The sequence below is a fragment of the Caulobacter sp. GW821-FHT12A07 genome (assembly GCF_058807655.1).
The window spans coordinates 607410-633519 of the sequence record NZ_JBXAQX010000002.1; the positions used below are offsets into that span (position 1 = coordinate 607410).

Below are 26110 nucleotides of genomic sequence, written 5' to 3' on the forward strand. Positions count from 1 at the left end.
CCTTCTCCCCTTGCGGGAGAAGGTGGCGGTCGAAGACCGACGGATGAGGGGTCTCTCAGACGCGAGACGCTTCACCCAGCCTGGACACCGCACGCAGCTTCGATTTCTGAGAGACCCCTCACCCGACCCGCTTCGCGGGCCACCCTCTCCCGCAAGGGGAGAGGGATTACGCCCGAGGCCTCCAGCCGCTGGCGATCAGGCCGATCTGGCGGTCCATGGCCGCCGACATCGTCGCGGCGTCGGCGCCCTGGGCGGCCGCCAGGCGGTAGTTGGAGGCGTAGCAGGCCTTCAGCACTTCCACGGTCAGGGCGAAGTCGAGGTCGGGGCGCACGTCGCCGCGGCCGACGCCGTCGCGCAGCACCATCTCCAGCATGTCGGCCAGGTGTTCGTTGCGGCCGTAGGGGGTGACCCCCGGGTCGTTGGTCGGGCTGTAGGAAGCCGCGATGTGGGCCAGGAACAGCCGCACCCGCCGCGTCTCGAACTCATAGTGGATGGCGAAGATCGAGCACAGTCGATCCGCCGTGGTTCCGCGCAGGAACGGCAGCACCCGGTCGAACTCGGCATAGAGATCGCCAAGCCGCCGCTGCATCACATGGCTGAGCACTTCGGCCTTGGAGGCGAAGGTCGTGAAGACGCTGCCCACCGACACGCCCGCCCGTTCGGCGATGGCGCGGATGGTCGTCTCTTCGTAGCCGGTCTCGTTGAACAGGTCGCGCGCGGCCTCGAGCACGCGCTCGCGCGTCGCCTGTTTCTGTTCGTCACGTACGCCCACGCAGTTCCCCCTCCGGACACGCAGCGCTGATTGCACATCGACCCGAACGCCCGACCCCAACGGACGTCCGCATCGTCATTCTTTTCGTTGGCCTGGCCGACCGGGGGACGATCCGCCCCCCGGCGGGACCGTCCTCAGGCGCGCGCGCCGGCGAGGATCAGCGTGAGCTGTTCGCGCAGGTGAGCCACCAGGTTCTCGACCGTCCAACCGTCGAAGACGGCGCGGCGATAGTTGGCGACATACACGTCCCAGGCGATCTCGGCCACGAGTTTCGTGTTGACGTCGGCCTTCAGTTCGCCGGCCTTCACACCGCGCTCCAGGGCGTCGTTGATCAGGGCGAACAGGTGCTTGATGTCGCCGCGGGCGCGCTTCTCGGCGGCGTCCGAACGGGTCCAGGAAACGGCGATGCTGGCTTGCAGCAGCGGCAGTTGCTCCAGGTGGAAGCTGTAGGCCACGCCGAACAGGCCGATCAGGGCGTCGGCGACGTTCTCGCCGTCGCGAGCCGCCTGCTTCATCTGGGCGTAGATGACTTCGTAGTCGGCGGTCAGGATCTCGTCGAACAGCTCGCTCTTGTCCGAGAAGCTGGCGAACACCGCGCCGGTCGACATGCCGGCGGCCTGGGCGATGTCACGGATCGTGGCGCCCTCGTAGCCGCGCTCGCTGAACAGCTGGCGGGCGGCCGACAGGACGCGTTCGCGGGTGCGCTGCTTGGCGAGCGCCCGGCGGGTCAGCTTCACCGGGGTTTCGGAACCGGACTCGATGTTGACGGAAACAAAGCTCATGCGGCGGCCTCCAGGCGGGCGAGCGCGGCTTCAGCGCGCTTTTCAAATTCGATGCAGTACTCGTCGACGACGTTTTGAAGGACGTCGGCGTAGCGGCGGGCGAGGTCGCGCCCATCCTGGGCGGCGTCTCGAAGGTCGATGATCAGTTGGCGGACTTCCGCCAGGGCTTCTTCCCGTTCGGAGGGAGCCGCGGTGAGCCGGGCGCTCTGCGACATGTCGTCTTCTCTCCAGACCGACCGCGGAAACAAACTGCGCTGAACGATCCGCGGCTGGGTGTCGATCATGTTCAACGAACGCGCACTGTGAATTCAGGTGGGGCCGTCTACCCTTGTGCGCAAGGGATTTCAACCCACAAATATAGCCAAAATCGATGAACCTTGGCTGGTTTTCGTTCTATGGTAGCGCTCATCATCCGTCGATGCGACAAATGCACTCAACGAACACACTCGCCGAACGTGTTCTGTGAACTTTGGGGTGAGTTGGGCTGCGCTGGCGTTCCCTTGGGCTCCGGCCTAGGTTGGCGCCATGGCTAACCTGTTCCAGATCCTGATCCCCGTCGCTCTGTTCGCCGTGCTGGCGACGTTGTGCGTCGGGATCTACGCCCTGTTCCGCGGCGGCGACTTTGGCCGGTCCTATTCCAACCGGCTGATGCGGCTGCGCGTGGTGCTGCAGTTCGTCGCCGTGCTGGTGCTGGTGGCCGCCTTCTGGTGGAGCCACCGCTAGCTTCACTAGTCTGCTGATTTTGCAGCTTTGTTTCAGAGGGTAACGGGATGGTCGTCCTGAACCGCATCTATACCCGCACGGGCGACAAGGGCTCGACGCGGCTGTCGACGGGCGAGCCGGTCAGCAAGGCCTCCCTGCGGGTCGAGGCCTATGGCGGGGTCGACGAGACCAACGCCTTCATCGGCGTCGCCCGCCAGCACGCGAGCGAGGATCCCGAGCTCGACGCCATGCTGGAGCGGATCCAGAACGACCTCTTCGACCTTGGCGCGGATCTGGCCACCCCCGAGCAGAACGAAAAGCCCGAATGGGAGCCGCTGCGGGTGGTCGAGGCCCAGGTCGAGCGTCTGGAGGCCGAGATCGACCTGATCAACGAACGTCTCTCGCCCCTGACCTCGTTCGTGTTGCCGGCCGGTTCGGCGCTGTCGGCCGCCCTGCACGTGGCCCGCACCGTCTGCCGCCGCGCCGAGCGCACCTGCGTGGCCCTGGCCGCGACGGAAGGCGAGATCGTCGGCCAGCCGGCGCTGAAATATCTCAACCGCCTGTCGGACCTCTTGTTCGTCGCCGCCCGACGCGCCAATTCCGACGGCGCGCGGGACGTGCTGTGGAAGCCCGGCGCGACGCGATAACGGGAAGACCCGACGGGAAGACGATGCGTATTGGTATCCTGGAGACGGGCGAGCCGCCCGAAAGCCTGATCCCCGACCACGGCCGTTACGGCGGCATGTTCCAGCGCCTGCTGGGGCCGGTCCACGACTATACGACCTTCGACGTCCAGGCCGGCGAGCTGCCCAAGGCGGTGGACGTTTGCGACGCCTGGCTGGTCACCGGCAGTTCGGCGGGCGTCTATGACGACCTGCCGTGGATCGCGCCCCTGAAGGGCTTCCTGGCCAACGCCCGCGACAAGGCGCCGATCGTCGGGGTCTGTTTCGGCCACCAGGTGATGGCCGAGGCCTTCGGCGGCAGCGCCGTGAAGTCCGAGCGCGGCTGGGGTATCGGCCTGCAGAGCTATGCGGTCTCGCACGCGGCCGGCTGGATGGACGACGGCTCCAGCGTCAGCGCCCCGGGTTCGCACCAGGACCAGGTCGTGGCCCTGGCCCCCGGCGGGCGAGTGCTGGCCGGCAGCGCCTTCACCCCGTTCGGCGTGCTGGCCTATGGCGACAAGGCCATGTCGATGCAGTTCCACCCGGAGTTCGACGTCGCCTACGCCAGGGCGCTGATCGAGAGCCGGCGCGGCACGCGGTTCTCGGAGGTCGAGGCCGACGCAGCGGTGGCCTCGCTGGCCGCGCCCAACGACAGCCGCCGCATCGCCGTCTGGATCGAGCGCTTCCTGAACGAGGCAACCGGCGCCTGATCCTGGCCGTTGCAGGGTGGAGATGCCGATGTCCCGCCCCGCCGCCCTGCTGCTGATCGCCGGCCTCGCCCTTGCGGGTGGGGCGCTGGCGGTCGGGGCCCTGGCGCAGGGCGAGCCGCCGGCCGGCGAGGCCGCGTCGCCGCCCCCGTCCCCGGTTGTGCCCCCAGGCGTGCTGAAGACCGCCGCCGACTTTCAGTCGATCAAGGACCCGGCCGCCCGCTCGCTGGCCCTGTTCGCCGAGGCCGGCAAGGTGATCCAGAGCCCGCGCTGCCTGAACTGCCATCCCGCCACGCGCGTCCCGACCCAGGGCGATGATTTGCATCCGCACGACCCGCCGATGGTGGCCGGCGAGGCCGGTCATGGGCCGGACGGCCTGCCGTGCCGGTCGTGTCACGGCCCGGCCAACGTCGCGACCTTCGGCGAGCACATCAAGAGCATGCCGGGCGATCCGAAGTGGGCCGTGGCGCCGGCGAAGATGGCCTGGCAGGGCAAGTCGCTGGGGGCGATCTGCGCCCAGCTGAAGGATCCCGCCCGCAACGGCGGCAAAACACTGGCCCAGCTGCAGCAGCACATGGCCCACGACCACCTGGTCGGCTGGAGCTGGACCCCCGGCGAGGGCCGCAAGCCCGCGCCGGGAACGCAGGCCCAGCTGGGCGAGCTGGTGCAGGCCTGGATCGATACGGGCGCCAAGTGCCCGAAGGCTTAGGGCGGATCGACATTCGGCTGTTCGCGACCTTCAAATCCGCGCATCCCCGCGAAGGCGGGGACCCAAGCTGGATTTCAGGATGAGGCGTGACCGTGGATCGATCGCAACCTCGGCTTGGATCCCCGCCTTCGCGGGGAGGCTCGGTGAAAAATGAGCCCAAACCGGTGAATGTCGATCAGCCCTAGAAGCTCACGGATGGGCCGCGGCCCAGTCCATGACTTCCTGCAACGGCGCCACCCACACCTGATCGGGATGGGCCTTCAGCCAGGCCAGCAGTTCCTGGTGCGCCGGGTTGGAGACCTGCAGATAGTCGCCGCCCACGCCGTGGAACAGGAACACCGCCACCCCGCCGCCGGCCGCGGCGCTCTTGGCGAAGTCGATCAGCTGGGCGCCGGTCACGCTCTCCGGAAAGCCGCGCGAGGGGACGTGCATCGGGTCGATCCTGGCGCCGGCCAGGTCCTCCGGCGTCGTCACCACGCCCCGGGCGTAGGTCACCAGGCCGGAGGCCCGCAGCGCCTCCAGATAGTCGACGCCGCCGGCCTTGCTGGCCCCGCAGGGCGTGGCGAAGCCGTGGCGGGTCTTGCCGTCGATGGCGGTCAGCAGGACGTTCTGCTGCTCGATCTCCTTGAGCAGGCTGGCGGGCGTATAGGCCTCGGCGACATAGCGCGGATCGGCCGGGAAGTTGGCCGCCGGGCAGGCGTGGAAGATCGTGTGGTTGGCCAGTTCGTGGCCCTCGGCGGCGGCGGCTCGCCAGCGCGGGATGTCGGCCGCCTTGACGCCCGACAGGAAGAAGCTGCCCTTGAAGCCCGCCGCGTCCAGGGCCGGCACGGCGTTGTCGAGCTGCGAGACCAGGGCGTCGTCATAGGTCAGGGCGACGGCCGCCTTGGCGCCGTTCGGCCACCGGGCGGCGCAGGCGGCGGAGACACCGCACGCCAGGCTCATGACGATCGCCAGCAACGTCTTCATAGGCGCGCGCTCCCTAAAGCCGCTTGGAGAACGAGAAGCGGGTTTCCTGGTCGTCGGACTCCAGCGCCAGGGCGCCGCCGTGGGAGCTGGCGATCTCCGAGGCGATGTAGAGGCCAAGGCCCAGTCCCTGCTGCATCTCGGCCGACCCGCGCGTGAACGGCTGGAACAGCTTGGCCATCGTCTCCGGCGGGATGGCCGGGCCGCCATTGACCACCGCCAGCACGAACAGGCCGTCGCGGGTGACGGCCTCGACCCTCACCGGCTTGGCCGGGTCGCCGTGGGTCAGGGCGTTGCCCAAAAGGTTGGACAGCATCTGCGCGATGCGGGCCTGGTCGCAGACGACCGTCTGGCTCACGGCGATCTCGGACTCGATCCGCCGATGCGGCTGGGCGCTGCGCAGTTCGGCGACCAGCTGCTCCAGCGACTGGTTCAGCGCCTCTGGCGGCACGGCGCGGGCCTCGAGCCCGAAGCCGCCGCCCAGCCGCACGCGGGCGAAATCCATGACGTCGTCGATCAGCCCCGCCATCCGCGCGACGCTCTGATCCATCTGACGGAGGATGAACTCGGCCTTCTCGCGCGTCGGCTCCTTGCGCAGCAGCCGGGTTCCGCCGTTGATCGCGGCCAGGGGGTTGCGCAGGTCGTGGCCGAGCACGGCGATGAACTGGTCGCGCAGCTCCGAGGCCCGCTGCGAGGTGGCCAGGGCGACCTGGCTTTCGGCAAGGCGGTCCTGGGCGTCCAGGTGGCTGCCGATCAACTTGGCGAACAGCTCGAAGGTCGCCAGGGCCTGGGTGCCCCGCAGATTGGCCGGGCGGGGATCGATGGCGCACAAGGTGCCGAAGAACTGGCCGTTGTGGTGGATCGGCGTCGAGATGTAGCTCTGCAGGCCGTATTTCAGCGGCGTGTGGTGGTCGCGCCAGATCGGATCCTCGGCCACATGGTCGATGACCACGGCCATCTGGTTGTCGCGGATCTCGTCGCAGATGGTGGTGGCGACCTCGAGTTCGCCGCCGGGCAGCAGGCCAAAGCCGATCTCGTCGCGCACGGCGCAGGCCATCCAGCGGTCCTTGGTGACCCGGGCCACCGCGGCGAAGCCCATGCCCGTGGTCCGGCAGACCACTTCCAGGATCTGGGGCACCACCTCGATCTTGGCGACCTTGGCGACATCGGCCAGCAGCTCGGGCAGCGCGGCGTCCCGAGGCGTCGACGCCTTGGCGGTCAGGCCGTCGGGAAGGTCGTCGATGGTCGTGCCGTTCTCGGAATCCATGCGCCCCTCCCAGAACACCCTGACAACCCACTGGGATGGGTTTCGCGAAGAGGCTTCCGACCTCTCATCGACAGAGCATAGCAAGGCCGGCCGCCAGGGCGCCATAGGCCGTGCGAGCGACGCCGGACCTCAGGCCGCGACCCGCTCCTCGTCGCGCACGCTGCGGCGGAAATCCCGGGGCGAGCAGCCGTACTGGTCGCGGAAGGCGCGGCTGAAGTGGGCGCTGCCGTTGAAGCCCCAGCGGAAGCAGATCTCCGAGATCGACAGCCGGGCGAACTGCGGGCTGGCCAGGTCGTTGCGGCAGCGCTCCAGGCGTCGCGTGCGCAGATAGTGGCTGAAGGTCTCCTCGACACCCTCGAACAGCTTCTGCACGTAGCGCGGCGAGACGCCCTCCTCGTCGGCCACCCGGCGGATGGTCAGGTTCGGGTCGGGCAGCAGGGTCTCGATGGTCTGGCGCAGGCGCTGCAGGTGAGCGCTGCGGGCGTCGGTCGGCCAGGCCGCGCCGCGCTCCTCGCCGGCCTCCAACAGGCACAGACCCAGGAACTCGGCCAGGGCCAGCTCCACGGGACGCAGCTGGTCGACGGTCAGGTCCTCCAGCGCGTCAGCGGTCGAGCGCAGCAGGCCCGACAGGATGTGCTTGACCCCGCCTTCCCCCCGAAGGCGACCCACGCGAAGCGCGCGCGGGGCGACCAGCCGGTGGTTCAAAGCGACGCGCGGGGCGCGGACGAACATCAGCCGGCAGCGGGTGGCCAGCCGCAGGGCCGCCGCCTGGCCCGTCGGCCCAAACGCGATGTCGCCGATCGACAGGTCTTCGGCCAGGTCGTCGCTGACCACCGCCGCCTGGCCGTCGAGCAGCACCGCCATCCACACCGCCGCCGGCTGGTTGGTCAGGCGACCCGAGATGGTCTGGGCCCCGGCGTTGACCAAAGCAAACTCGATGCCCAGCGGACTGGTCAGGCAGACCACCGAGGTCGAGGCCGGCTCCAGGTCCGACAGGCTCTCGACCGGCAGGCCCAGGCGCGACATGGCCTCGCGCCAGGCGTCGGCCCGCTCGGCGCGGGGGTAGCTGTCGGTGCTGAACGACCAGGCGCGCAAGGCCTCAGGTTCTCTTCGGAAAGATGTCGCGCGGGATGCGCACGTGGCAGCCCTGCTTGCCGTCGACCACCTGGGTGACGCCGAAGTCCGAGGCCACGCTCATCAGCGAATAGGCGTCGTTCTTGGTCAGGCCGACGTGGTCGGACAGCAGGCTCAGCATGTTGAGGGAAGCTTGGCGCATGGCCACGTTGAGATCCTCGTCGAACCCGTGGACGATCCACCACTTGGGGGTCTCCAGCAAAGGCCCGGGGGTCTCGAAATCCTTGCGAAGGACGATCTGCATCAGGACGTTGAGCGAACTTTCGATCGCGGTGCCTGAAAGTTCGCCATCGCCCTGGCTGACGTGGGGATCTCCGATGGAGAACAGTCCGCCCTCCACCTGGACGGGATAATACATCGTCGCCCCGGCCCCGATCCGCCAGTTGTCGATGTTGCCGCCGTGCAGGCCGGGCGGGATGGTGCTGACGCGGCCGTCGACGGCCGGCGCGACGCCGGCGGTGCCCAGGTGCGGACGGGCCGGGATGCGCACGCCGGGCAGGGCGCTCTGGCGGTCGCATTCGGGGCAGTTGGTGATGGTGCCGGGCGTCAGGTACTTGCCGGGGAAGTCGTAGGCGTAGAGGGCGCTGGCGGTGTTGTAGTCGGCGTCGAGCTCGTAGATCGTCACCCGCTCCTTCTCGCCGAACTCCTTGTAGAGATAGCCCCAGTTGGCCGCGAGGTTGGAGCCGTAGTTGTTGCGCGGGACCATGCGCAGGTAGCGCACCTCCAGCACGTCGCCGGGCTTGGCGTCCTCGATCCAGATCGGCCCCGTCATGATGTGGACGCCGGGATTGCGGTCGTCCTCGGGCACCTGCGTGAAGATTCGGGTGATCGCCTCGTCCATCATCAGGTCGGGGGCGTCGCCGGCGTGGTGGGTGATCGCCTCGGCCTGGATCAGGTCGCCGCTCTTGATGCGCAGGGCCGGCTTGATCGACGGATCGAAATAGCCCCAGTGGATGGTCTCGGGCGTGGCCTTGAGGTGGTGCAGGGCGCCGGGCGCGACGTCGGGACGGACCTGGCCGGGTTCGCAGATGAAGGGCATCGGGATCTCCGTTTAGGCCGCGGCCAGCGTGACGCTGGTCATGCTCAGCGAGCCGTGCTCGATGTGGTCGGGGGAAAAGCGGGCGACGTCGCCGGGCAGGCGGGCGCCCAGCACGTAGAGCAGCGGCCAGTAGTGGTCGGGCGTCGGCACGGCGCGGCGGGCGTCCTCGCCGAGCTTTTCGAATTCCACGGCGGTCAGCGGCTGGTCGTCGGCGATGGCCGTCTTGATCGCTTCGTTGAAGCGCTGCGACCAGTCGTAGGGCGGGCAGTGCCGGTCGCCCCAGTCCATGGCCGGCAGGTTGTGGACGATGTTGCCGGTGCCGACGATCAGCACGCCCTCGTCACGCAGCGAGGCCAGGCGCTTGCCCATCTCGTAGTGCCAGGCTGGCGACTTCGTCCCGTCCATCGACAGCTGGATCACCGGCACGTCGGCTTCGGGCCAGGCCTTGCACAGCACCGACCAGGTTCCGTGGTCCAGGCCCCACTGGCGCTCGTCCAGAACCACCGGGATCTCGGGCGCCAGCAGATCGCGCACGCGGGCCGCAAGGTCAGGCGAGCCCGGCGCCGGGTACTGCACCTCGAACAGGGCGCGCGGGAACGAGGCGCCGAAGTCGTGGATGGTGCGGGGCTGGCTCATGGCCGTGACGCCGACGCCCTTGGTGATCCAGTGGGCCGAGACGCAGAGGATGGCCTTGGGCTTGCCGTGCTTGGCCTCGATCTCGGCCGCCATCGACCGCCAGGTCTTGGTGGTGTCGTTGGTCTCCAGAGCGATCATCGGGCTGCCGTGACCGAAGAAGACGACGGGAAGGCGCGAGGTCATCTCAGGCGGCCTCCACCGGAGCGGCGGGCGCCTCGCCACCCTTCAGCCGCGCCCACTGGGCCTGGTAGCGCGGGGCGAGCCAGCGGTTGAACTGCACCTGCGCGCCCTCCTGCCAGGAGTAGCGGCCCCGGATGGCGAAGCGCGAGCGCAGGCCCTTCTGGACCAGCTCGTCGACATGCATGTCCTGGGCGATGATCTGGCCGGCCGAGGTCATGATCATCTCCAGCCGCTCCTTGAAGCCGTAGGAGTCACGCGCGCCGGGGGCGACCAGGATGCCGGTGTCCTGGGCCATGGTCTCCGGCCCGGTGGGGCGTAGGATCAGGTAGATGACCATGTCGCTGGTCATGACGAGCGACAGGGTCGGCGGGATGTTGGCGAAGGTCGCCCGGCCCCGGTCCTCGTCCGACAGCTTGGGGAAGATCGGCAGCACCGCCTTCTGGGTCGGGTTGAAGCTGGCGTCGGGGTGCAGGGTGCCGTTGTAGCGCAGGAAGCCCGCATCGCCGGGCTCGGCCTCGGGGAAGCTGGCCAGCTCGCTGGGAATGAAGTCGTGCAGCACGCCGCGATGCAGCTTGCTGGCGTGGTAGCCGTCGTTGTTGTTCTCGAACATCACCTTCCAGTTCCAGGCGAACTGACCGGTCATGGGTTCGAGCGCTTCGGCGGTCTCGAGGTCGAAATTGGCGATGGCGGCTTCGACAGCGGCCAGGCGCGGGGCCAGCGGCGGCGCCTCGGCGTCGAAATTGACGAAGATGAAGCCCAGCCAGATCTCGACCTTGAAGGTCGGCAGGCTGACCTTCTTCTTGTCGAAGCCGCAGGTGCGGTCCATGGCCGGGGCGTTCACCAGGTCGCCGTTCAGCGAATAGACCCAGTGGTGATAGGGGCAGACGAAGCCGCGGGCGTTGCCCTTGCCCTCGGCCACCAGCATGGCGCGGTGCTGGCAGACCGACGACATCGCCTTGATCTCGCCGGCCCGGTTGCGGGTGACCAGGATCGGCTCGCCGACGATCTCGGTGGTGAAGAAGTCGCCGGGCTCCTGCACCTGGTCCACCCGGCCCACGCACAGCCATTCGCGGTCGAACAGGGCGGCCTTCTCGAACTCGTAGAACGCGGTGTCGGTGTAGCAGGCCGGCGGCAGGGTCTCGGCCGCGCCCACCTCTTGGGTGGAGCTGGACAGCCCGTCGAAGAAGGCGTCGCTGAACAGGGTCACGGCCGGGCGCTCGCTTTGGGAGGAAGACCCCTCAAGGCTGGCGCCGCGACACGCCCCGGTCTTGCTCCAGCGCGCACGAAAACTTGGTCAGCCGCAGAGGCGCGCCGCGCCGTCGCCCGCCGAACGGGCGCTGCTGTCGCCGGGGCGTACAGGAGGCGGGTTTTTGACCATACGCGCACGAGATGGGGGAAAGAGAGAGGGCGCTCTGAGGCAAGACCGTGGTTTTTCAGCCGCCTAGGCTTGCCGCCATACAGTCACCCGAAGGTCGATCCCATGCTCGCCGAAGCACCGCCCGCCCTGGCCACCAAGCCCCTCAAGAAGGGCGCGCAAGACGACTTCGGCGCGGAGATCCTGAACATCGACCTGCCGACCGCCTCGGACGCCGAACTCGACGGGGTGGTGGCGGCCTTCCACGCCCACGGCGCGGTGCTGGTGCGCGACCAGACGATGACGCCCCACGACCTGATGGCCTTCATCGGCCGGTTCGGCGATCCGGAAGACCACACCCAGACCCGCTTCACCCTGCCGGGCTATCCGAAGATCTTCATCCTCTCCAACCGCGTCGTCGACGGCCAGCCGATCGGGGCCCACAACGACGGCGTCGGCTGGCACACCGACTACAGCTACAAGCCAGAACCGGTGATGCTGACCATGCTCTATTGCGTGGAGGCGCCGGAGGAAGGCTCCGACACCCTGCTGGCCGACGGCTGCGCCGCCTGGAACGCGCTGAGCCCCGAAAAGCAGGCCGAGCTGCTGCCGCTGCGACTGCACCACAGCTACAAGCACTTCATGGCCACCCGCACCTTCGGCGAGCAGATGATCCTGTCGCCCGAGATGGAGGCGGCCAATCCCGACGTCGAGCACCCGCTGATCCGCACCCACCCCTCGGACGGCCGCAAGGCCCTGTGGCCCTCGACCGGCACGGTGACCGAGGTGATCGGCAAGCCCGGCCCCGAGGGCCTGGCGCTGCTCGACGAACTGGTCGAGTTCATGACGCAGGAGCGCTTCGTCCACGCCCACAAGTGGCGGCCCGGCGACATCCTGATGTGGGACAACCGCTGCACCCTGCACACCGGCACCCTGTACGACGACCAGAAGTACTTCCGGACGATGCACCGCCTGTGGGTGAAGGGCGATAAGCCGTTTTAGAGATCATCAGATGCTCCCCCTTTTGGGGGAGCTGTCGGCGGAGCCGACTGAGGGGGCCGCCGAAGGCGGCGCTGACCCCCTCCGGCCCTCCGGGCCACCTCCCCCAGAGGGGGAGGATCTGGTTTGTTGCGCCTCCCCAAACCCGTGCGGAGCTTTTCGAACATGACCCAGACCTGGCTGATCACCGGCGTATCCGGCGGGCTCGGGCGCGAGATCGCCGCCGCCGCCCTGGCGCGGGGCGACGTCGTGGCCGGCACGGTGCGCAGGAAGGCCGACGTCGCCGCCTTCGAGGCCCTGGCGCCTGGCCGCGCCCACGGCCTGGTCATGGATGTCACCGACCCGGTCGCCGTCGTGAACGCCGTGAAGGCCGCCGAGGCCCTGACCGGCCAGATCGACGTGCTGGTCAACAACGCCGGCTACGGCCTGGTCGGCGCGGTCGAGGAGGCCTCGCTGGAAGAGGTCCGCGCCCAGTTCGAAACCAACGTCTTCGGGCCGCTGTCCGTGCTCAAGGCCGTGCTGCCGGCCATGCGGGCGCGGCGGGCGGGGCGGATCGTCAACGTCACTTCCGTCTCGGGCCTGGCGGTCTGGGCCGGCACCGGCGTCTACTGCGCCAGCAAGTGGGCGCTGGAAGGCCTGACCCAGACCCTGGCGGCCGAGGTCGCCGAGCTGGGGATCAAGGTGACCAATGTGGCCCCCGGCGGCCTGCGCACCAGCTTCGCCAAGGGCTCCAAGACCGTCGTGGCCGACAAGCTCGCCGACTATGACGGCCTCGCCCGCGACGCCGAGCGGATCATGGCCGACCACGCCGGTTCCGAGCCCGGCGATCCGAAGAAGGCCGCCCTGGCGGTGCTGGCCATCGTCGATGCGCCCGAGCCGCCCCTGCACCTGCTGCTGGGCGAAGACGCCCTTCACTACGCCGGCTACGCGATCGACGGCCTGAAGGCCGACATCGACGCCTGGCGCGACCTCTCCCTTTCCATCGCCTTCGACTGACCCAAAGGACCGCCCGTGACCAACACCCTGATCTTCGTCGACCTGGCCAGCGACGATCCCGCCAAGGCCGGCGAGTTTTACGCTGAGGTGTTCGGCTGGCAGAATGACGCCCGGCCGCAGGGGATCTATCACCGCATGGTGCCCGGCGGTCAGTTCAAGAACCCCGACGGCTCCGACAGCCAGATCGGCAACCTGCACTTGGGCATCTTTGACGCCGCCAACGTCCGTCCGCACCCGGAGAGCGCCGGCGTCGAGCCCCGCGCCCTGTCCACCGACGGCCGCAAGCCCCGCATCTGGATCCTGATCGGCGACGACGACAGCGCCGACCGCATCCTGTCGACCGCCGAGAAGCTGGGCGCCACCCTGCTCTGGCGCGACCACTACTGGGCCGAGTTCAATGGCTACAACCACGCCTTCCGCGACCCCTGGGGCAATGAGATCGTGCTGTGGGGCAAGGCGGGCGCGGAGCCGCAGGTGCCGGAGAGCTTCAGCCGGGAGTAGCCGCCTAGCGGCGGCCCCCTCAGTCGCTCCGCGACAGCTCCCCCAGAGGGGGAGCATCTGCGCCGCGTAATCCTCCCCCTCTGGGGGAGGTGGCCCAGAGGGCCGGAGGGGGTCCCGCGCAGCGGGTAACGCACCTGCGAAGCCTCATATTGCACCGCACCCAACACCGGCGCATCATCCGGCGATAACCAGAAAAGATCGCCGGGAGCGCAGGATGTCGGACAAGGCCTATCAGCACGCGCCCGATCCGCCGTGGATCTTCCGCACCTATGCCGGCCACTCGACGGCCGAGAAATCCAACGCGCTCTATCGCTCGAACCTGGCGCGCGGCCAGACCGGCCTGTCGGTGGCCTTCGACCTGCCCACCCAGACCGGCTACGACCCCGACCACATCCTCTCCCGCGGCGAGGTCGGCAAGGTCGGGGTGCCGATCAGCCATCTGGGCGACATGCGCGCCCTCTTCAGCGAGATTCCGCTGGAGAAGATGAACACCTCCATGACCATCAACGCCCCGGCCGCCTGGCTGCTGGCGATGTATGTCGCGCTCGCCGACGAGCAGGGGGCGGATCGGGGCCTGCTGCAGGGCACCACTCAGAACGACCTGATCAAGGAATACCTGTCGCGCGGGACCTACATCTTCCCGCCGGGGCCGTCCCTCAGGCTGATCGGCGACATGATCGCCTGGTGCTATCGCGAGGTTCCGAAATGGAACCCGATGAACGTCTGCAGCTACCATCTGCAGGAAGCCGGCGCGACGCCGGAGCAGGAGCTGGCCTTCGCCCTGGCCACGGCGATCAGCGTGCTCGACACCGTGCGCGCCGGCGGCCAGGTGCCCGAGGAAGACTTCGAGATCGTCGCCTCGCGGATCAGCTTCTTCGTCAACGCCGGGGTGCGGTTCGTCACCGAGCTCTGCAAGATGCGCAGCTTCACCAAGCTGTGGGACGAGATCCTGCTCGAGCGCTACGGCGTGCAGGACAAGAAGGCCCGCCGCTTCCGCTACGGGGTGCAGGTCAACTCCCTCGGTCTCACCGAGCCGCAGCCCGAGAACAACGTCTACCGCATCCTCATCGAGGCCCTGGCCGTCACCCTGAGCAAGGACGCCCGCTGCCGGGCCCTGCAGCTGCCGGCCTGGAACGAGGCCCTGGGCCTGCCGCGGCCTTGGGACCAGCAGTGGTCGCTGCGGCTGCAGCAGGTGCTGGCCTACGAGACCGACCTCTTGGAATACGAAGACCTGTTCGCTGGCTCCCACGTAGTCGAGGCCAAGGTCGCCGAGCTGTCGAAGGGCGCGCTGGAGCAACTGGCCCTGATCGACGAGATGGGCGGCGCCGCCAGCGCCATCGACTACATGAAGGCCGAGCTGGTTTCCTCCAACGCCAGGCGGGTGCGGGCGGTCGAGACCGGCGACCTCACCGTGGTCGGCGTCAACCGCTGGACCGACAGCGAGCCCTCGCCCCTGTCGGCCGGCGAGGGAAACATCGAGACTATCGACCCGAAGCTGGAAGCCGAGGTGGTCGCCCGCATCCAGGCCTGGCGCGCGGATCGCGACGCCGCCGCCGTCGAGGCCGCCCTGGCCGATCTGAAGGTCACCGCGCTTGATGGCCGAAACATCATGGAGCCCTCGATCACCGCCGCCAAGGCCGGCGTCACCACCGGCGAATGGTCCGGCGCTCTGCGCGAGGTGTTCGGCGAGTATCGCGGCCCCACGGGCGTGGCGATCGTGGTCTCCACCGGCGAGGCCGAGGACGTCGAGGCGGTGAAGAAGGAGGTCGAGCGGGTCTCGCAGGTGCTGGGCCGCACCCTGACCTACCTCGTCGGCAAGCCGGGCCTGGACGGCCACTCCAACGGCGCCGAGCAGATCGCCACCCGGGCCCGGGCCTGCGGCATGGAGGTGGTCTATGACGGCATCCGCTCGACGCCCGAGGAGATCGTCCGCCGCGCCAAGGAAAGCCGGGCGCACGTCGTGGGTCTGTCGATCCTGTCGGGCTCGCACCTGGATCTCGTGCAGGAGGTGGTGCGGCTGATGCGGGCGCAGGGCCTGGACCACATCCCCGTCGTCGCCGGCGGCATCATCCCCGAGGCCGACGCCCTGATCCTCAAGCAGATGGGCGTGGCGCGCATCTATACGCCCAAGGATTTCCGGATCACCGAGATCATGGGTGACGTGGTGCGCCTGGTCGAGGCGACGGCGTTGGAGCAGGCTTGAGCGTGGTTGATCGCCGCCACGGCCACGCTACCTTAGGATGATGAGCCAGGCGCCGCCTCATGATCCAGACGTCCCGTCCGATAGAGGTTCGGCGGACATGACGCCGTTGCGCAAGGTCGCGAACGGCGTGCGGACGAGCCTGCCCACCGGCGAGACCGCGCGCGAAATGACGACCACGGCGATCTGGTGCGGCCTGCTGCTGGGCGTCTGGGGCGGCTCGCCCGAGGTCGGACCGCCGCTGTTCGTGGCCGGCGGCCTGGCGGCCGTCGCTTTCTGGCTGGCCGGCCGGCGCGAGGACGCCCCCGACCAGCCCGAACTTGGCGTATGGCGCGCCAGCCGCAAGACCCTGTTCCAGGCCCGCTGGAAACGCCGCGCGCCGCTCGGCGGCCTCGCCATCGGCCTGCTGCTGGCCGGACAGTCCTGGTGGTACGGCGACGCCTGGGGCGTGGTCTACGCCCTGGCGCTCTGTGGCGGCTTCGGCTGGCTGGCCTGGAGGCGCAAGCCGTTGGAGGACTGGGTCGAGCTGCGGATCGACACGGACGGCCTCTATTCCCGCGAACTGGGCTGCACCATTCCCTGGCCGGCGCTGCAGGCCGTGCGCCCGCGCGCGCGCCACCGGGCGGGCAAGCTGGGCTTGCGGCTGGGTCCCAACGATCTGCCGGTCCTGGACGCCGCGGACCGCGCGGTGGGAGCCGATGTCGAGATCGATCTGGCGCCCCTGGCGCTGGGCGTCGACGCTGTCCGCGCCGAGATCTTCCGCTACCGTCCCGACTTGGAGATCGGCCCCGCGCCGGGCGCGCCGCCCGAGTCCATCGTCACGCCGATCCCTGGCGCGGCCACCGAGGCCGACGGCCGCGACGACAGCGCCCTGGCCGCAGTGTCGATGCTGGCGGTCGCCCAGAACCCCGCCCTGGCCCTGATCGCCCTCAGCAGTTCCAGCGACCGTTGAAGGCGGGTCAGTCCCGCGCCAGCCGCCAGGCCGCGGCGAAGCCGACCAGGGCCAGCGGCACGAAGGCCCCGAACAGCCAGGGACCGTGGGCGAAGGCGGCGGCGGGGTCGATGCCGTGACCGAAGCCCAGCAGGTTGGCCATGGCCCCGGCGGCCGCCGAGCCGGTCGCGCCGCCGATCAGCTGCACGGTGGGCACGGCCGACGAGGCCAGGGCCTGCTCCTGCGTCGGGGCGCCGGCGATGGTGCGCCGCGCCAGGAACGCCCAGCACAGGCCAAAACCGCAGCCGACGGCCAGTAGCGCCAGGCCCGTGCTCCACAGCCCGCCGCGCGACACCGCCAGGGCCGAGGCCGCGACGCCGGCGAGGATCACCAGCGCGCCGGCGCGGATGGCCAGGGGCTCGTGCTCGGGCTTCAGGCGCGCGACCAGCATGGCGCAGACGGTCCAGCCGGCGGCGATGCCGCCGGTGACGTAGCCGGCTACCAGCGGCGAGGCGCCGTGGCGGGCCTGGATGAAGGCCGGGCCGTAGACCGTGAAGCCGATGGCGGCGGCCTCGCAGGCGAACATGACCAGCAGGCCAAGGCCGGTGGCGGTGGAAAGATCGGCGGCCGAGCGTGGCAGCAGCCGGTCGGGTGAGAGGCGGTTGACGGCCAGCATGGCGGCCATGGCCGCGACGCCCAGCACCGCGCAAATCCCGGCGGTGGCCGGCGAGGCGACCACCCCGGCCGCGCCGATCAGGCTGACCCCGACGACCAGCAGGGCGAGCTGGCGGCTGGGGATGCGCGTGCGGCTCTCGGCCCGCTTCTCGCCCGGCAGCATGGCCAGCACGGCGACGACGAAAATCACGCCCTGGATCACGAAGGCCCAGAACGCGCCCCGCCAGAAGCCGGCGGCGGCGAACACCCCGCCCAGCAGCGGTCCCAGGAGGGTCGCCCCGCCCCAGACGCCGGCCACCGCGCCGTAGACGCGCGGCCACAGCTTCTCGGGGAACAGGGCGGTGATGGCGACGTAGCACAGGGCCACCACGGCCCCCGCGCCCAGGCCCTGGATCAGCCGTCCGACGACGAAGGTGACGAACTCGGGCGCCAGGGCGCTCATGGCGCAGCCGGCGGCGTAGACCACGCCGGCGAAGGCGGTGGCCCGGCGCAGGCCCAGGCCTTGCGAGAACTTGCCGCTGCACGCGCCGGCGACGATCGAGCCCATCAGATAGGCCGCCACCGACCAGCCGAAATACTGGTGGCCGCCAACCTCGCGGGCGACGCTGGGCATGATGGTGGCGGTGACCAGGGTGTCGGCGGCGTTCAGCCAGATGCCCAGGCACAGCAGGCCGAAACGCGGCAGCAGGGCGCGGTCCAGCAGGGCGGTGCGGTCGGCGGCGACGGACATCGACGGTCTCTTCGGCGGCCTTGCGGGCCGGGCAGGCGGTCATGCCCTTTTCCGCGCCCCTCGCCAAGCCGCCGCACGGAACCGATAGGTTGAACCGCCCGCGTCGCCGAGCGCGACAATAGAGCGCGCCTCGCCGGAAATCGGCGCGCGGGGGTGCGAGGCGCCGGGCGTGCGCGCTATAGTTGGTCGAGTACCCGACGCGTTCCCCGAAAGCCCGCCGATGCCCCACTCCATCCTGGTGATCGACGATGATCCGCTGGTCCGCGAGTTCGTCGACCTGGTGCTGAGCCAGGCCGGTCATCGCGTTTCGGGCGCGCCCAACGGCGCGGTCGGGCTGGAGACCCTGGGCCACGCCAAGTCGGACCTGGTGCTGCTCGACATCCAGATGCCGGGGATGAACGGTCTGGAGGCCCTGCGCGTCATCCGCCGCCTGCGCCGCCTGCGCACCCCGGTGATGATGATGACCGCCCGGGGCGACATCGAGACCGTCAAGCAGGCTCTGAACGACGGGGCCAACGGCTACATCGTCAAGCCGTTCACCGCCGCCGACCTGCTCAAGCGCGTCTCGGCCCTGCTGGCCAGCGACGGCCGCGCGCCCGTGACCCCGCCAGTCCCCAAGCCCCAGCCGGCCCCGCAGCCCTCCGGCCCGGACACGTTCGAGATCGACTAAAAGAACCTCCCCCTCTGGGGGAGGCGGCCGAAGGCCGGAGGGGGGCCGTTTTCAGCTTTCGATACGCTGGAAGCGTGCGTCCTCTCCCCCCACCGATCGCTGCGCGATCGCCTCCCCCACAGGGGGAGGTTCTCAGACCCGTTCCGCCGTCCGCGCCCGCGAAACGCCCGGGGCCTGGGCGGCCACCACCACCTGGGCCAGCACCGACAGCAGGTTACGCATGTCGATCGGCTTGGCGACGTGGGCGTCCATGCCCGCTTCCAGGCAGGTGCGGATCTGGGTCTGCATGACGTCGGCGGTCAGGGCGACGATCGGCAGGCGCACCCAGCGCGGGTCGGCGCGCAGGCGGCGGGTGGCTTCCAGCCCGTCCATCACCGGCATGTTGACGTCCATCAGCACGATGTCGAACGGATGGGCGGCGACGGCGTCCAGCGCCTCCTGGCCGTTCTCGACCTCGACCAGTTCGCAGCCGAACGGCTCCAGGAACAGGCGGATGACGCGGCGGTTGACCGGATGGTCGTCGACCACCAGCACCCGGCGCCCGCCCAGCGAGGCCAGGGCGTCCAGCTCCAGGGCGGCGGGCTCGGCCGCCGGCGCCTCGGCCGCCTCGCCGACGGCGACGTCGGCCAGGAAGCGCAGGGTGAAGAGCGAGCCCTCGCCCTCGCGGCTGCGCACGGTCACCGAGCCGCCCATCATCTCGGCCAGGCGGCGGGTGATGTTGAGGCCCAGGCCCGAGCCGCCGTAGTTGCGGGTGGTCGAGGCGTCGGCCTGGGTGAAGGCGCCGAACAGCTTGTTCAGCGTCGCCGGGGTCATGCCGATGCCGGTGTCGCTGACCGTCAGCCGCACCGACTGGCGGCCGCTGTTGGGTTCGGGGGCGCAGGACAGGGTCACGGCGACCTTGCCCTCGCTGGTGAACTTCAGGGCGTTCGACACCAGGTTGGCCACGCACTGGCGCACCCGCACGACGTCGAACATCAGGCACGGCGGCGGATCGCCGACGACTGAGAACGTGAGGTCGAGGCCCTTCTCGCGCGCCGTCGGCTGGAAGCCGTTGACCAGTCGACCGACCGCCTGGGCCAGGTCGCCGGCCGTGGGGGCGATCTCCAGCTTGCCGGCCTCGATCTTCGACAGGTCGAGGATGTCGTTGAGCAGCACCAGCAGGGTCTCGCCGGAATCGATCAGCAGGTCGACCTGCTCGCGCTGGCCCGCGCCCAGGGTCTCGCCGCGCAGGGCCTGGGCCATGCCCAGCATGCCGTTCAGCGGCGTGCGCAGCTCGTGGCTCATCACCGCCAGGAACGAGGACTTGGCCTCGCTGGCTGCCTCGGCGCGGCCGCGGGCGTCCTTCAGATTGGCCTGGGCCCGGCGCATGTAGAGCGCCCAGGTGACGCCGCCGACCACCAGCAGGGCCATCAGGGCGGCGATCACGCCGGTGGCCTGGGCCAGGCGCCGGGTCAGCTCGACCTCGGCGGTCAGGCGCTCGCTCTCGGTGCGCTTGGACTGCAGTTCGGCCTCCAGCGCCGAGGAGATCTGCGAGGCGGTGGCGGCCTGGGCGGCGTTGGTCTCGCGCGAATGGGCCACGCGCCACCGGTCGAGCAGCGAGAAGGCGTCCTTGCCGCGCCCCTCGGCGTTGGCGATGAACGCCTCGACCAGCATGCGGCCGACCGGATCCGGGCGCGCGGCGCGGGGCGGGGCGGTGTCCAGCAGCGTCAGGTCGCGGCGGGCGGCTTCGGCCCGTCCCGTCTGGGCCAGGGCCTTGGCCCGCAGGCGCAGCATCGAGACGGCTACCCGGTCCTGCGGCGCGACCAGCACCGCGCCGGCGTCGCGCAGGCAGCGCAGCACGCCTTGGGGATCGTCGCGGGCGTCGGCGATCACCGCGCAGAGGTTCTGGTCCCAGGTCAGCAGATCCGGATCGCCGGCCCCCACGCTCATGCGGTGGTGCACCTCGGCGAAGCGTTCGGCCGCCGGAATCTCGCCCAGCTCGGCGGCGGTGTAGGCGATGTCGTACAGCCGCTCGATCTTGCGCATGTAGAAGGCGTCGCGCTCGTCCAGGCGCGCGGCCTCGGCCATGTGGTCGAGGGCGCCGTCCTTGTCGCCGATTTCCGACAGCGTGTACGAGTGCACCTGGTGGGCCTCGGCCAGCAGCGGTCGGGCGATCGAGCCGCGCTCGCCCAGGTCCTCGAACAGCTGGCCGGCGAAATGGCTGGCCTCGGTCCAGCGACCGCTGCGCGCCAGGGTGCGGATGCGCTCGACCCCGGCCATCAGGCCGATCTCGCGGCCGGACCCGCCCAGGAACCGCGCCCAGCGGGCGTCGTCCATGCCCGTCGGTCCGCGCGCGTCGAGGTCGTAGGCGGCCTGCATCAGGTCGGCCAGCGCCGCCAGCTCGGGATCGTCGTCGACCCGGGCGGTGGCGCGCACCGTCGCCTCCCAGTCGTCGAAGGCCTTCTGAACGTGGTTGCTCTTGTAGGCGTAGAGCACGCGCCACAGGGCGTAGAGGCGGGTGTCGCCGCGTTGGCGCAGGGCCCGGCGGCCGGCGCGCTCGACGTCCTCGTTGTCCTGCGGGGCGGGACCGGCCCGCTGCACGCCGATCTCGCGATAGAGCTGCTCGAGCTTGCGCGCCTGTTCCGAGGCCGGGGCCGTCGCGGCGCGCGCGGGCGCGACGCCGGCCAGGGCGACGAGCGCGAGCAGCAGGAGCAGGATGCGCTTCACGGGGCGGCGGTCCTCGAACAACCGTCCTGTCCTAGCGTCAAGTTTCCGTGTCCGAGGTTAATTTTCGACCGGGCGCGTCCCTAGGCCGCACTTAAAGACCGCTGTTATCGCGCGCAGGTGGAGCCAGGCTCAGATGGTCGCCCCGCCGTCCACCACCATGGCTTGACCGGTCATGAAACTTCCCGCCTTCGAGGCCAGGTAGACGGCCGCCCCGGCGATCTCGTCGGGCTCGCCGATCCGCCGCAGCGGCACGCCGGCGGTCGAGCGCTCCAGGGTCTTGGGATCGTCCCACAGGGCCTTGGCGAAGTCGGTCTTGATCAGGCCGGGCGCGATGCAGTTGACCCGCACGTTGTCGGGGCCGAACTCGTGGGCGAGGTTGCGAGCCAGCTGGAAGTCGGCGGCTTTCGAGATGTTGTAGGCCCCAATGACGGCGTTGCCGCGCAGGCCGCCGATCGAGCTGACGATGATGATCGCCCCGTCCTTCCGCTCGCGCATCTCCGGCGCGACCATCGAGATCAGCCAGTGATTGCTGATGATGTTGTTGTCGAGGATCTTGCGGAACTGGTCGTCGGCGATGCCGGCCAGGGGGCCGTAATAGGGGTTGCTGGCGGCGTTGCAGACGCAGATGTCGACGCGGCCGAAGGCGGCGCGGGTCTCGTCGACCAGCCTTTGCAGATCCTCCTTCGAGGCGATGTTGGCAGGAACGGCGATGGCCGTTCCCTCGCCGTGCTGCTCGTTCAAGGCCGCCGCGACCTCCTCGCAGGGGCCGGCCTTGCGCGACGAGATCACCACCTTGGCGCCGTGCTGGGCCATCTGCTCGGCGATGGCCTTGCCGATGCCGCGCGAGGATCCGGTGATGATCGCCACCTTGCCGGAAAGGTCGAAGAGGCTCACGGCGCGCTCCCTAAAACGTTTGTTTGAATTGCTTGCACAGTGACCGCCGCGCGCGGCCCGGTCAACCGCGATCGAAAAATGCGGCGTGCGATGTCGGGACGGCTGGACCGGCCGCGTCCTTGGGCCGAACAGTCCTTCCAGCAAGACGGAGACCCGCCATGGCCTTCACGCCGCCCGCCGCCGCCCACGAACTGACCCTGACCCGGATCATCGATGTTGCGGCCGACAAGCTCTTCAAGTGCTGGACCACGCCCGAGCTGCTGCCCAAGTGGTTCTGCCCGCCGCCCTGGCGCGTGTCGCACGCGCAGATGGACGTGCGCAGCGGCGGGAACAGCTACATCGTCATGAGCGGCCCCAATGGCGAGGAAATGCCCAATCCCGGCGTCTATCTGGAGGTGGTGGAGAACGAACTGATCGTCTTCACCGACGCCTTCACCAGCGCCTGGGTCCCCTCGGAAAAGCCGTTCATGGTCGGCATCGTCCGCTTCGAGGACCTCGGCGACGGCAAGACCCGCTACACCGCCACGGCCCGTCACTGGACGGCGGAAGACAAGGCGACCCACGAGCAGATGGGCTTCCACGAGGGCTGGGGGATCGCCGCCGACCAGATGGCGGCCCTGGCGGCGACGCTGTAGGGGCTAGCGCCCGTCCCCCGCCAGCTTGGCGTAGTAGTCGGCCAGCACCTTGAAGGCCGCCTTGCGCCGGCCGGTGGGCGAGATCAGGCCCTTGCGGTTCCAACCCTGCTGGTAGATCGGGTGCTGGCGGCGGGGCGAGCGGAAGTCCTTAAGGATCCAGGGCGACATGCCGCGCAAGGACGGCGCGTTGGCGGCCATGGCCAGGGTCTGGACGTAGTAGCGGGCCTGGAAGTCCTCGGAGAACTTGCGCATCAGCACCGGGTCGCTGAACCCGGCCAGGGCGTCGGCGCCGAACTCGGAGAACACCATCGGCTTGTCGGTGGGCCGCCAGGTGATCCTGGACACCGCGTCGAGCGGGTCGTCGCCGTACCAGCCGGCGTAGGTGTTGACCGCCAGCACGTCGAGCTTGGCGGCCAGGGGATCGTCGATCCACTGCTCGGCGTGCTGTCCATCAGGGCTGGCAACCGTCTTGCGGGCGGCCAGCAGGGCGGCGGTGACCAGGCGGGTGTCGTCCAGCGCCCGGACGTCGTCGGTCAGGGTTCCCAAAAACGCGTTGCGGGCGTCGCTGACCGGGGTCTCGTTAGCCACGCTCCACAGTACGATCGAGGCGCGGTTGCGGTCGCGGCGGATCGAGTCGGCCAGCATGTCGCGGGCCAGCTTCAGGGTGCGGGGATTGTCGAAGGCCACCAGCCAGTAGATCGGGATCTCGCTCCAGACCAGCAGGCCCATCTCGTCGGCGACGCGGGCGGTGACCTCCGAGTGCGGATAGTGAGCCAGGCGCACGAAGTTGGCGTGCAGGCCGTCGCGGGCCTCGCCCAGCAGGGCGCGGGCGTTGGCCTCGGTGATGGTGCGGGCCGGGTTCTCGCCCAGCTCCTCCTCGTGCAGGCAGATGCCGCGCAGGAATACCGGCTTGCCGTTCAGCAGGATCTCGCCGCCGCGCACCTCGATGGTGCGGAAGCCGACGCGGTCGGTCAGCACGTCGTCGCCGGCCTCGACGCGGACGTCGTAGAGCGCCGGCGCGCCGGGGGCCCAGCGCTTGAGGCTCTTGGGCGCGGGGGCCGACAGCGTCGCCACGCCGTCGGCGCCGGCCTTGCCGCTCAAGGTCAGGCCCGCGACCCTGACGCTGACCGCTTGGCCTGCGGCGGCGGGGCCGTCGAGCTTCACGTCGGCGGCGATGGCCTTGCCGTCGCGGGTCAGCCGCACCCAGGCCTCGTCGACGAAGGTGGCCGGGGTGATCACCAGCCGCACCGGCCGGGTGATGCCGCCGTAGTTCTCCCAGTCGGTGACCGGCGGCGGAGCGCCGTCGGCCGAGGGCGTGGAATCGACGCCGACCGTCACCTGGTTCTCGCCGGCCCGCAGCAGGCCCGTGACCTCGAACGAGAACGGCGTGAAGCCGCCCTCGTGCTCGCCCACGGCCTGGCCGTTGAGGAACACCTTGGCGGTATAGTTGGCGGCCTCGAAGCGCAGGAAGGCCCGTTGGCCGGGCTTGAGGGCGACGTTGTCGAAGCGCCGCTGGTACCAGACCAGGCCCTGGTAGTGACGCATCTCCGGCGCGTGGGTCAGCCACGAGGCGGGCAGGGTCGCTGTCGGCGAGCGGCGCATGTCGTATTCGTAGAGCGCCTTGGGATCGGCGCGGGTCGCCTGATCGACGTCGCTGTCGTCATAGCGCCGGTGGCCGACGCCAGGCGGGCCGCGATGAAAGCCGGAGACGCCGTCGCGATAGGGATCGACCGAGTAGTTCCAGGTTCCGGAAAGGTCCTGGCCGGCGCGCAGGTCGGCGCGGTTCAGGGTCGGGCCGGCGGAGGCCGCCGACGTCGCCAGGAACGCGGCCGCGACCGCCAAGGCCCATCCGAAGATCCGCCGCATCCGCCTCTCCCTGCCCTCGCGACGCTGGTAATGCCGGCGTCGTCATTGGCGGGGATATTGGTCAGGCCAATGCGAGGTTGTCCAGCGGGGTGGGGAGGGAGCTCACTTCGCCCGCGCCAGCCGCTCCACAGCCGCGTCCAGCACGTCGTCGGCCTTGGCGAAGCACAGCCGCAGGACGTTGGTCACCGGGTCTTCCGCGTAGAAGGCCGAGACCGGGATCGCCGCCACGCCGTGCTCGCGGACGGCTCTGAGCGCGTAGGCGCGGTCGGGCTCGTCGATGCCCGAGGCGGTCAGGTCGACATTGAGGAAATAGGTCCCGCCGCTGTCGAGCACGGAGAAGCCCGCTTCCCGAAGCCCCGCCGCCAGCCGGTTGCGCGAGCGCTGCAGGCCGGCGGGCATGGCCGTGAACCAGTCGCCCGGTTCCTCCAACCCGAAGGCGACCGCGGCCTGCAGATTGGGCGGGGTGGTGAAGGTCAGGAACTGGTGGGCGCCGGCCAGGGCCTTGGCCAGCGGCGGGGCGGCGCACAGGAAGCCGACCTTCCAGCCGGTCATCCCGAACATCTTGCCGGCCGAGCCGATCTTCACCGTCCGCTCGCGCATGCCGGGGAAGGTCATCAGCGGCCGGTGGGCGCGGCCGTCGAAGACCACGGCCTCCCAGACCTCGTCGCAGACGGCGGTGACGTCGAAGCGCACGCAGAACTCGGCGAGCAGGGCCAGATCCTCGTCGGGTGTGACGACGCCGGCCGGGTTCAGCGGGCTGTTGAGCACGACGAGCTTCGTTTTCTCGCTGAAGGCTGCCTCCAGCATCGCCCGGTCGAACCGCCAGTGCGGCGGCGTCAGGCGAACCAGGCGTGGGACGCCGCCGGCCCGCCGCACCATCGGCAGATAGGCGTCATAGAGCGGCTGAAACAGCACGACCTCGTCGCCGGGCGAGATCAGGGACAGGAAGGCCGCCGCCAGGGCCTCGGTCGCGCCCGAGGTGACGATGATCTCGCGGTCGGGATCAAGCTCCAGGCCCTGGGTGCGGCCGTAGTGGCTGGCGACCGCCTGGCGCAGCTGCGGCAGGCCGCGCATCGGCGGATACTGGTTGGAGCCCTCGATCAGCGCCTCGCCGGCCTTGCGCCGCAGGGCGATCGGCCCCTGGTCGTCCGGAAAGCCCTGGCCCAGATTGATCGCCCCCAGCTCGCGGGCGAGGCCGCTCATCTCCTCGAAGACGGTGACGGGCAGGTCGGCGAAGACGGGATGGACCATGGGAGGCTCGGGCGGTGTGGGCGGGGACCATGGCTTGGCGAGGTCGAGGCGCCAAGACTTTCCGCCGCGCCAGCCCCCTCCGGCCCTCCGGGCCACCTCCCCCAGAGGGGGAGGATCTATCGCTCCAGATGCTCCCCCTCTGGGGGAGC

General features: G+C 69.9%; 25 protein-coding genes. 11 read left to right on the forward strand and 14 right to left on the reverse strand.

All coding sequences use genetic code 11. From position 1 onward, the window contains the following. Nucleotides 1–166 precede the first annotated feature (166 nt). The 3 genes from AC1RRS_RS06620 to AC1RRS_RS06630 form a co-directional block, all read right to left on the reverse strand. On the reverse strand, nt 167–772 hold the full coding sequence (locus tag AC1RRS_RS06620; protein ID WP_492854425.1) for a TetR/AcrR family transcriptional regulator: 606 nt from the start codon (nt 770–772) through the stop codon (nt 167–169). A gap of 134 nt (nt 773–906) precedes the next feature. Next, complete coding sequence (locus tag AC1RRS_RS06625; RefSeq protein WP_110119245.1) at nt 907–1554, reverse strand: TetR/AcrR family transcriptional regulator; 648 nt, start codon at nt 1552–1554, stop codon at nt 907–909. Then, nucleotides 1551–1769 (reverse strand): CC0731 family SpdR-regulated protein, encoded by a 219-nt coding sequence (locus AC1RRS_RS06630; RefSeq protein ID WP_110119254.1) that lies wholly within the window; start codon nt 1767–1769, stop codon nt 1551–1553. The genes AC1RRS_RS06625 and AC1RRS_RS06630 overlap by 4 nt, the downstream gene beginning before the upstream one ends. Before the next feature lie 310 nt (nt 1770–2079). On the opposite strand from AC1RRS_RS06630, the gene AC1RRS_RS06635 reads away from it, so the two are divergent. From AC1RRS_RS06635 to AC1RRS_RS06650, 4 genes are read left to right on the forward strand one after another with little or no spacing between them, the layout of a single operon-like run. Next, nucleotides 2080–2277 (forward strand): twin transmembrane helix small protein, encoded by a 198-nt coding sequence (locus tag AC1RRS_RS06635; RefSeq protein WP_487289870.1) that lies wholly within the window; start codon nt 2080–2082, stop codon nt 2275–2277. 47 nt (nt 2278–2324) lie between these two features. Continuing rightward, nucleotides 2325–2903 (forward strand): cob(I)yrinic acid a,c-diamide adenosyltransferase, encoded by a 579-nt coding sequence (locus AC1RRS_RS06640; protein WP_492854426.1) that lies wholly within the window; start codon nt 2325–2327, stop codon nt 2901–2903. Nucleotides 2904–2926: 23 nt separating this feature from the next. Next, nucleotides 2927–3628 carry a type 1 glutamine amidotransferase gene (locus AC1RRS_RS06645; RefSeq protein ID WP_492854427.1) on the forward strand — a complete coding sequence of 234 codons (702 nt, stop codon included), beginning with the start codon at nt 2927–2929 and terminating at the stop codon, nt 3626–3628. 28 nt (nt 3629–3656) lie between these two features. Further along, on the forward strand, nt 3657–4334 hold the full coding sequence (locus tag AC1RRS_RS06650) for an Isoquinoline 1-oxidoreductase subunit (protein WP_492854428.1): 678 nt from the start codon (nt 3657–3659) through the stop codon (nt 4332–4334). 189 nt (nt 4335–4523) lie between these two features. Here AC1RRS_RS06650 and AC1RRS_RS06655 read toward each other — a convergent pair whose 3' ends face one another. The 6 genes from AC1RRS_RS06655 to AC1RRS_RS06680 all read right to left on the reverse strand — a co-directional run bounded on the left by AC1RRS_RS06655 (nt 4524) and on the right by AC1RRS_RS06680 (nt 10760). Beyond that, nucleotides 4524–5300: a polysaccharide deacetylase family protein gene (locus AC1RRS_RS06655; protein WP_492854430.1), complete on the reverse strand. Its 777-nt coding sequence runs from the start codon at nt 5298–5300 to the stop codon at nt 4524–4526. Nucleotides 5301–5313: 13 nt separating this feature from the next. Continuing rightward, the gene (locus AC1RRS_RS06660; RefSeq protein WP_492854431.1) at nt 5314–6564 is read right to left on the reverse strand and encodes a GAF domain-containing sensor histidine kinase; all 1251 of its coding nucleotides are present in this window, start codon (nt 6562–6564) and stop codon (nt 5314–5316) included. Between the two features lie 129 nt (nt 6565–6693). Continuing rightward, the gene (locus AC1RRS_RS06665) at nt 6694–7659 is read right to left on the reverse strand and encodes a helix-turn-helix domain-containing protein (protein WP_492854432.1); all 966 of its coding nucleotides are present in this window, start codon (nt 7657–7659) and stop codon (nt 6694–6696) included. A gap of 4 nt (nt 7660–7663) precedes the next feature. Further along, a complete protein-coding gene (locus tag AC1RRS_RS06670) occupies nt 7664–8737 on the reverse strand; it encodes an acetamidase/formamidase family protein (RefSeq protein ID WP_492854433.1) in 1074 nt (357 codons plus the stop codon). Nucleotides 8738–8749: 12 nt separating this feature from the next. Further along, complete coding sequence (gene ygiD / locus AC1RRS_RS06675; RefSeq protein WP_492854434.1) at nt 8750–9556, reverse strand: 4,5-DOPA-extradiol-dioxygenase; 807 nt, start codon at nt 9554–9556, stop codon at nt 8750–8752. A gap of 1 nt (nt 9557) precedes the next feature. Further along, on the reverse strand, nt 9558–10760 hold the full coding sequence (locus tag AC1RRS_RS06680; RefSeq protein WP_492854435.1) for an aromatic ring-hydroxylating oxygenase subunit alpha: 1203 nt from the start codon (nt 10758–10760) through the stop codon (nt 9558–9560). Nucleotides 10761–11033: 273 nt separating this feature from the next. Here AC1RRS_RS06680 and AC1RRS_RS06685 point away from each other — a divergent pair, with 273 nt between their 5' ends. From AC1RRS_RS06685 to AC1RRS_RS06705, 5 genes are all read left to right on the forward strand, one after another. Next, nucleotides 11034–11909 (forward strand): TauD/TfdA dioxygenase family protein, encoded by an 876-nt coding sequence (locus AC1RRS_RS06685; protein WP_492854436.1) that lies wholly within the window; start codon nt 11034–11036, stop codon nt 11907–11909. A 162-nt stretch (nt 11910–12071) separates the two neighbouring features. Continuing rightward, entirely contained in the window at nt 12072–12902 is an 831-nt protein-coding gene (locus AC1RRS_RS06690) for an oxidoreductase (RefSeq protein ID WP_492854438.1), read from the forward strand. Nucleotides 12903–12917: 15 nt separating this feature from the next. Further along, nucleotides 12918–13403 (forward strand): VOC family protein, encoded by a 486-nt coding sequence (locus AC1RRS_RS06695; protein ID WP_492854439.1) that lies wholly within the window; start codon nt 12918–12920, stop codon nt 13401–13403. Nucleotides 13404–13617: 214 nt separating this feature from the next. Then, entirely contained in the window at nt 13618–15606 is a 1989-nt protein-coding gene (locus AC1RRS_RS06700) for a methylmalonyl-CoA mutase family protein (protein WP_492854440.1), read from the forward strand. A gap of 97 nt (nt 15607–15703) precedes the next feature. Next, complete coding sequence (locus tag AC1RRS_RS06705) at nt 15704–16555, forward strand: hypothetical protein (protein WP_492854441.1); 852 nt, start codon at nt 15704–15706, stop codon at nt 16553–16555. Between the two features lie 7 nt (nt 16556–16562). Here AC1RRS_RS06705 and AC1RRS_RS06710 read toward each other — a convergent pair whose 3' ends face one another. Beyond that, nucleotides 16563–17939, reverse strand: coding sequence for an MFS transporter (locus AC1RRS_RS06710; protein WP_492854442.1), 1377 nt, complete (start codon nt 17937–17939; stop codon nt 16563–16565). A 220-nt stretch (nt 17940–18159) separates the two neighbouring features. Here AC1RRS_RS06710 and AC1RRS_RS06715 point away from each other — a divergent pair, with 220 nt between their 5' ends. Then, nucleotides 18160–18609 (forward strand): response regulator transcription factor, encoded by a 450-nt coding sequence (locus tag AC1RRS_RS06715; RefSeq protein ID WP_492854443.1) that lies wholly within the window; start codon nt 18160–18162, stop codon nt 18607–18609. A gap of 132 nt (nt 18610–18741) precedes the next feature. On the opposite strand, the gene AC1RRS_RS06720 is transcribed toward AC1RRS_RS06715, so the two are convergent. Both AC1RRS_RS06720 and AC1RRS_RS06725 read right to left on the reverse strand, forming a co-directional pair. Beyond that, nucleotides 18742–21315, reverse strand: a complete 2574-nt coding sequence (locus AC1RRS_RS06720; protein WP_492854444.1) for a hybrid sensor histidine kinase/response regulator — start codon at nt 21313–21315, stop codon at nt 18742–18744. A gap of 129 nt (nt 21316–21444) precedes the next feature. After that, nucleotides 21445–22209, reverse strand: coding sequence for an SDR family oxidoreductase (locus AC1RRS_RS06725; protein WP_492854445.1), 765 nt, complete (start codon nt 22207–22209; stop codon nt 21445–21447). Nucleotides 22210–22367: 158 nt separating this feature from the next. On the opposite strand from AC1RRS_RS06725, the gene AC1RRS_RS06730 reads away from it, so the two are divergent. Continuing rightward, nucleotides 22368–22844, forward strand: coding sequence for an SRPBCC family protein (locus AC1RRS_RS06730; protein ID WP_492854446.1), 477 nt, complete (start codon nt 22368–22370; stop codon nt 22842–22844). A gap of 3 nt (nt 22845–22847) precedes the next feature. Here AC1RRS_RS06730 and AC1RRS_RS06735 read toward each other — a convergent pair whose 3' ends face one another. Both AC1RRS_RS06735 and AC1RRS_RS06740 read right to left on the reverse strand, forming a co-directional pair. Then, entirely contained in the window at nt 22848–24710 is a 1863-nt protein-coding gene (locus AC1RRS_RS06735; RefSeq protein WP_492854447.1) for a glycoside hydrolase family 2 protein, read from the reverse strand. Between the two features lie 102 nt (nt 24711–24812). Then, the gene (locus AC1RRS_RS06740; protein ID WP_492854449.1) at nt 24813–25961 is read right to left on the reverse strand and encodes an aminotransferase; all 1149 of its coding nucleotides are present in this window, start codon (nt 25959–25961) and stop codon (nt 24813–24815) included. Between the last annotated feature and the right edge of the window lie 149 nt (nt 25962–26110).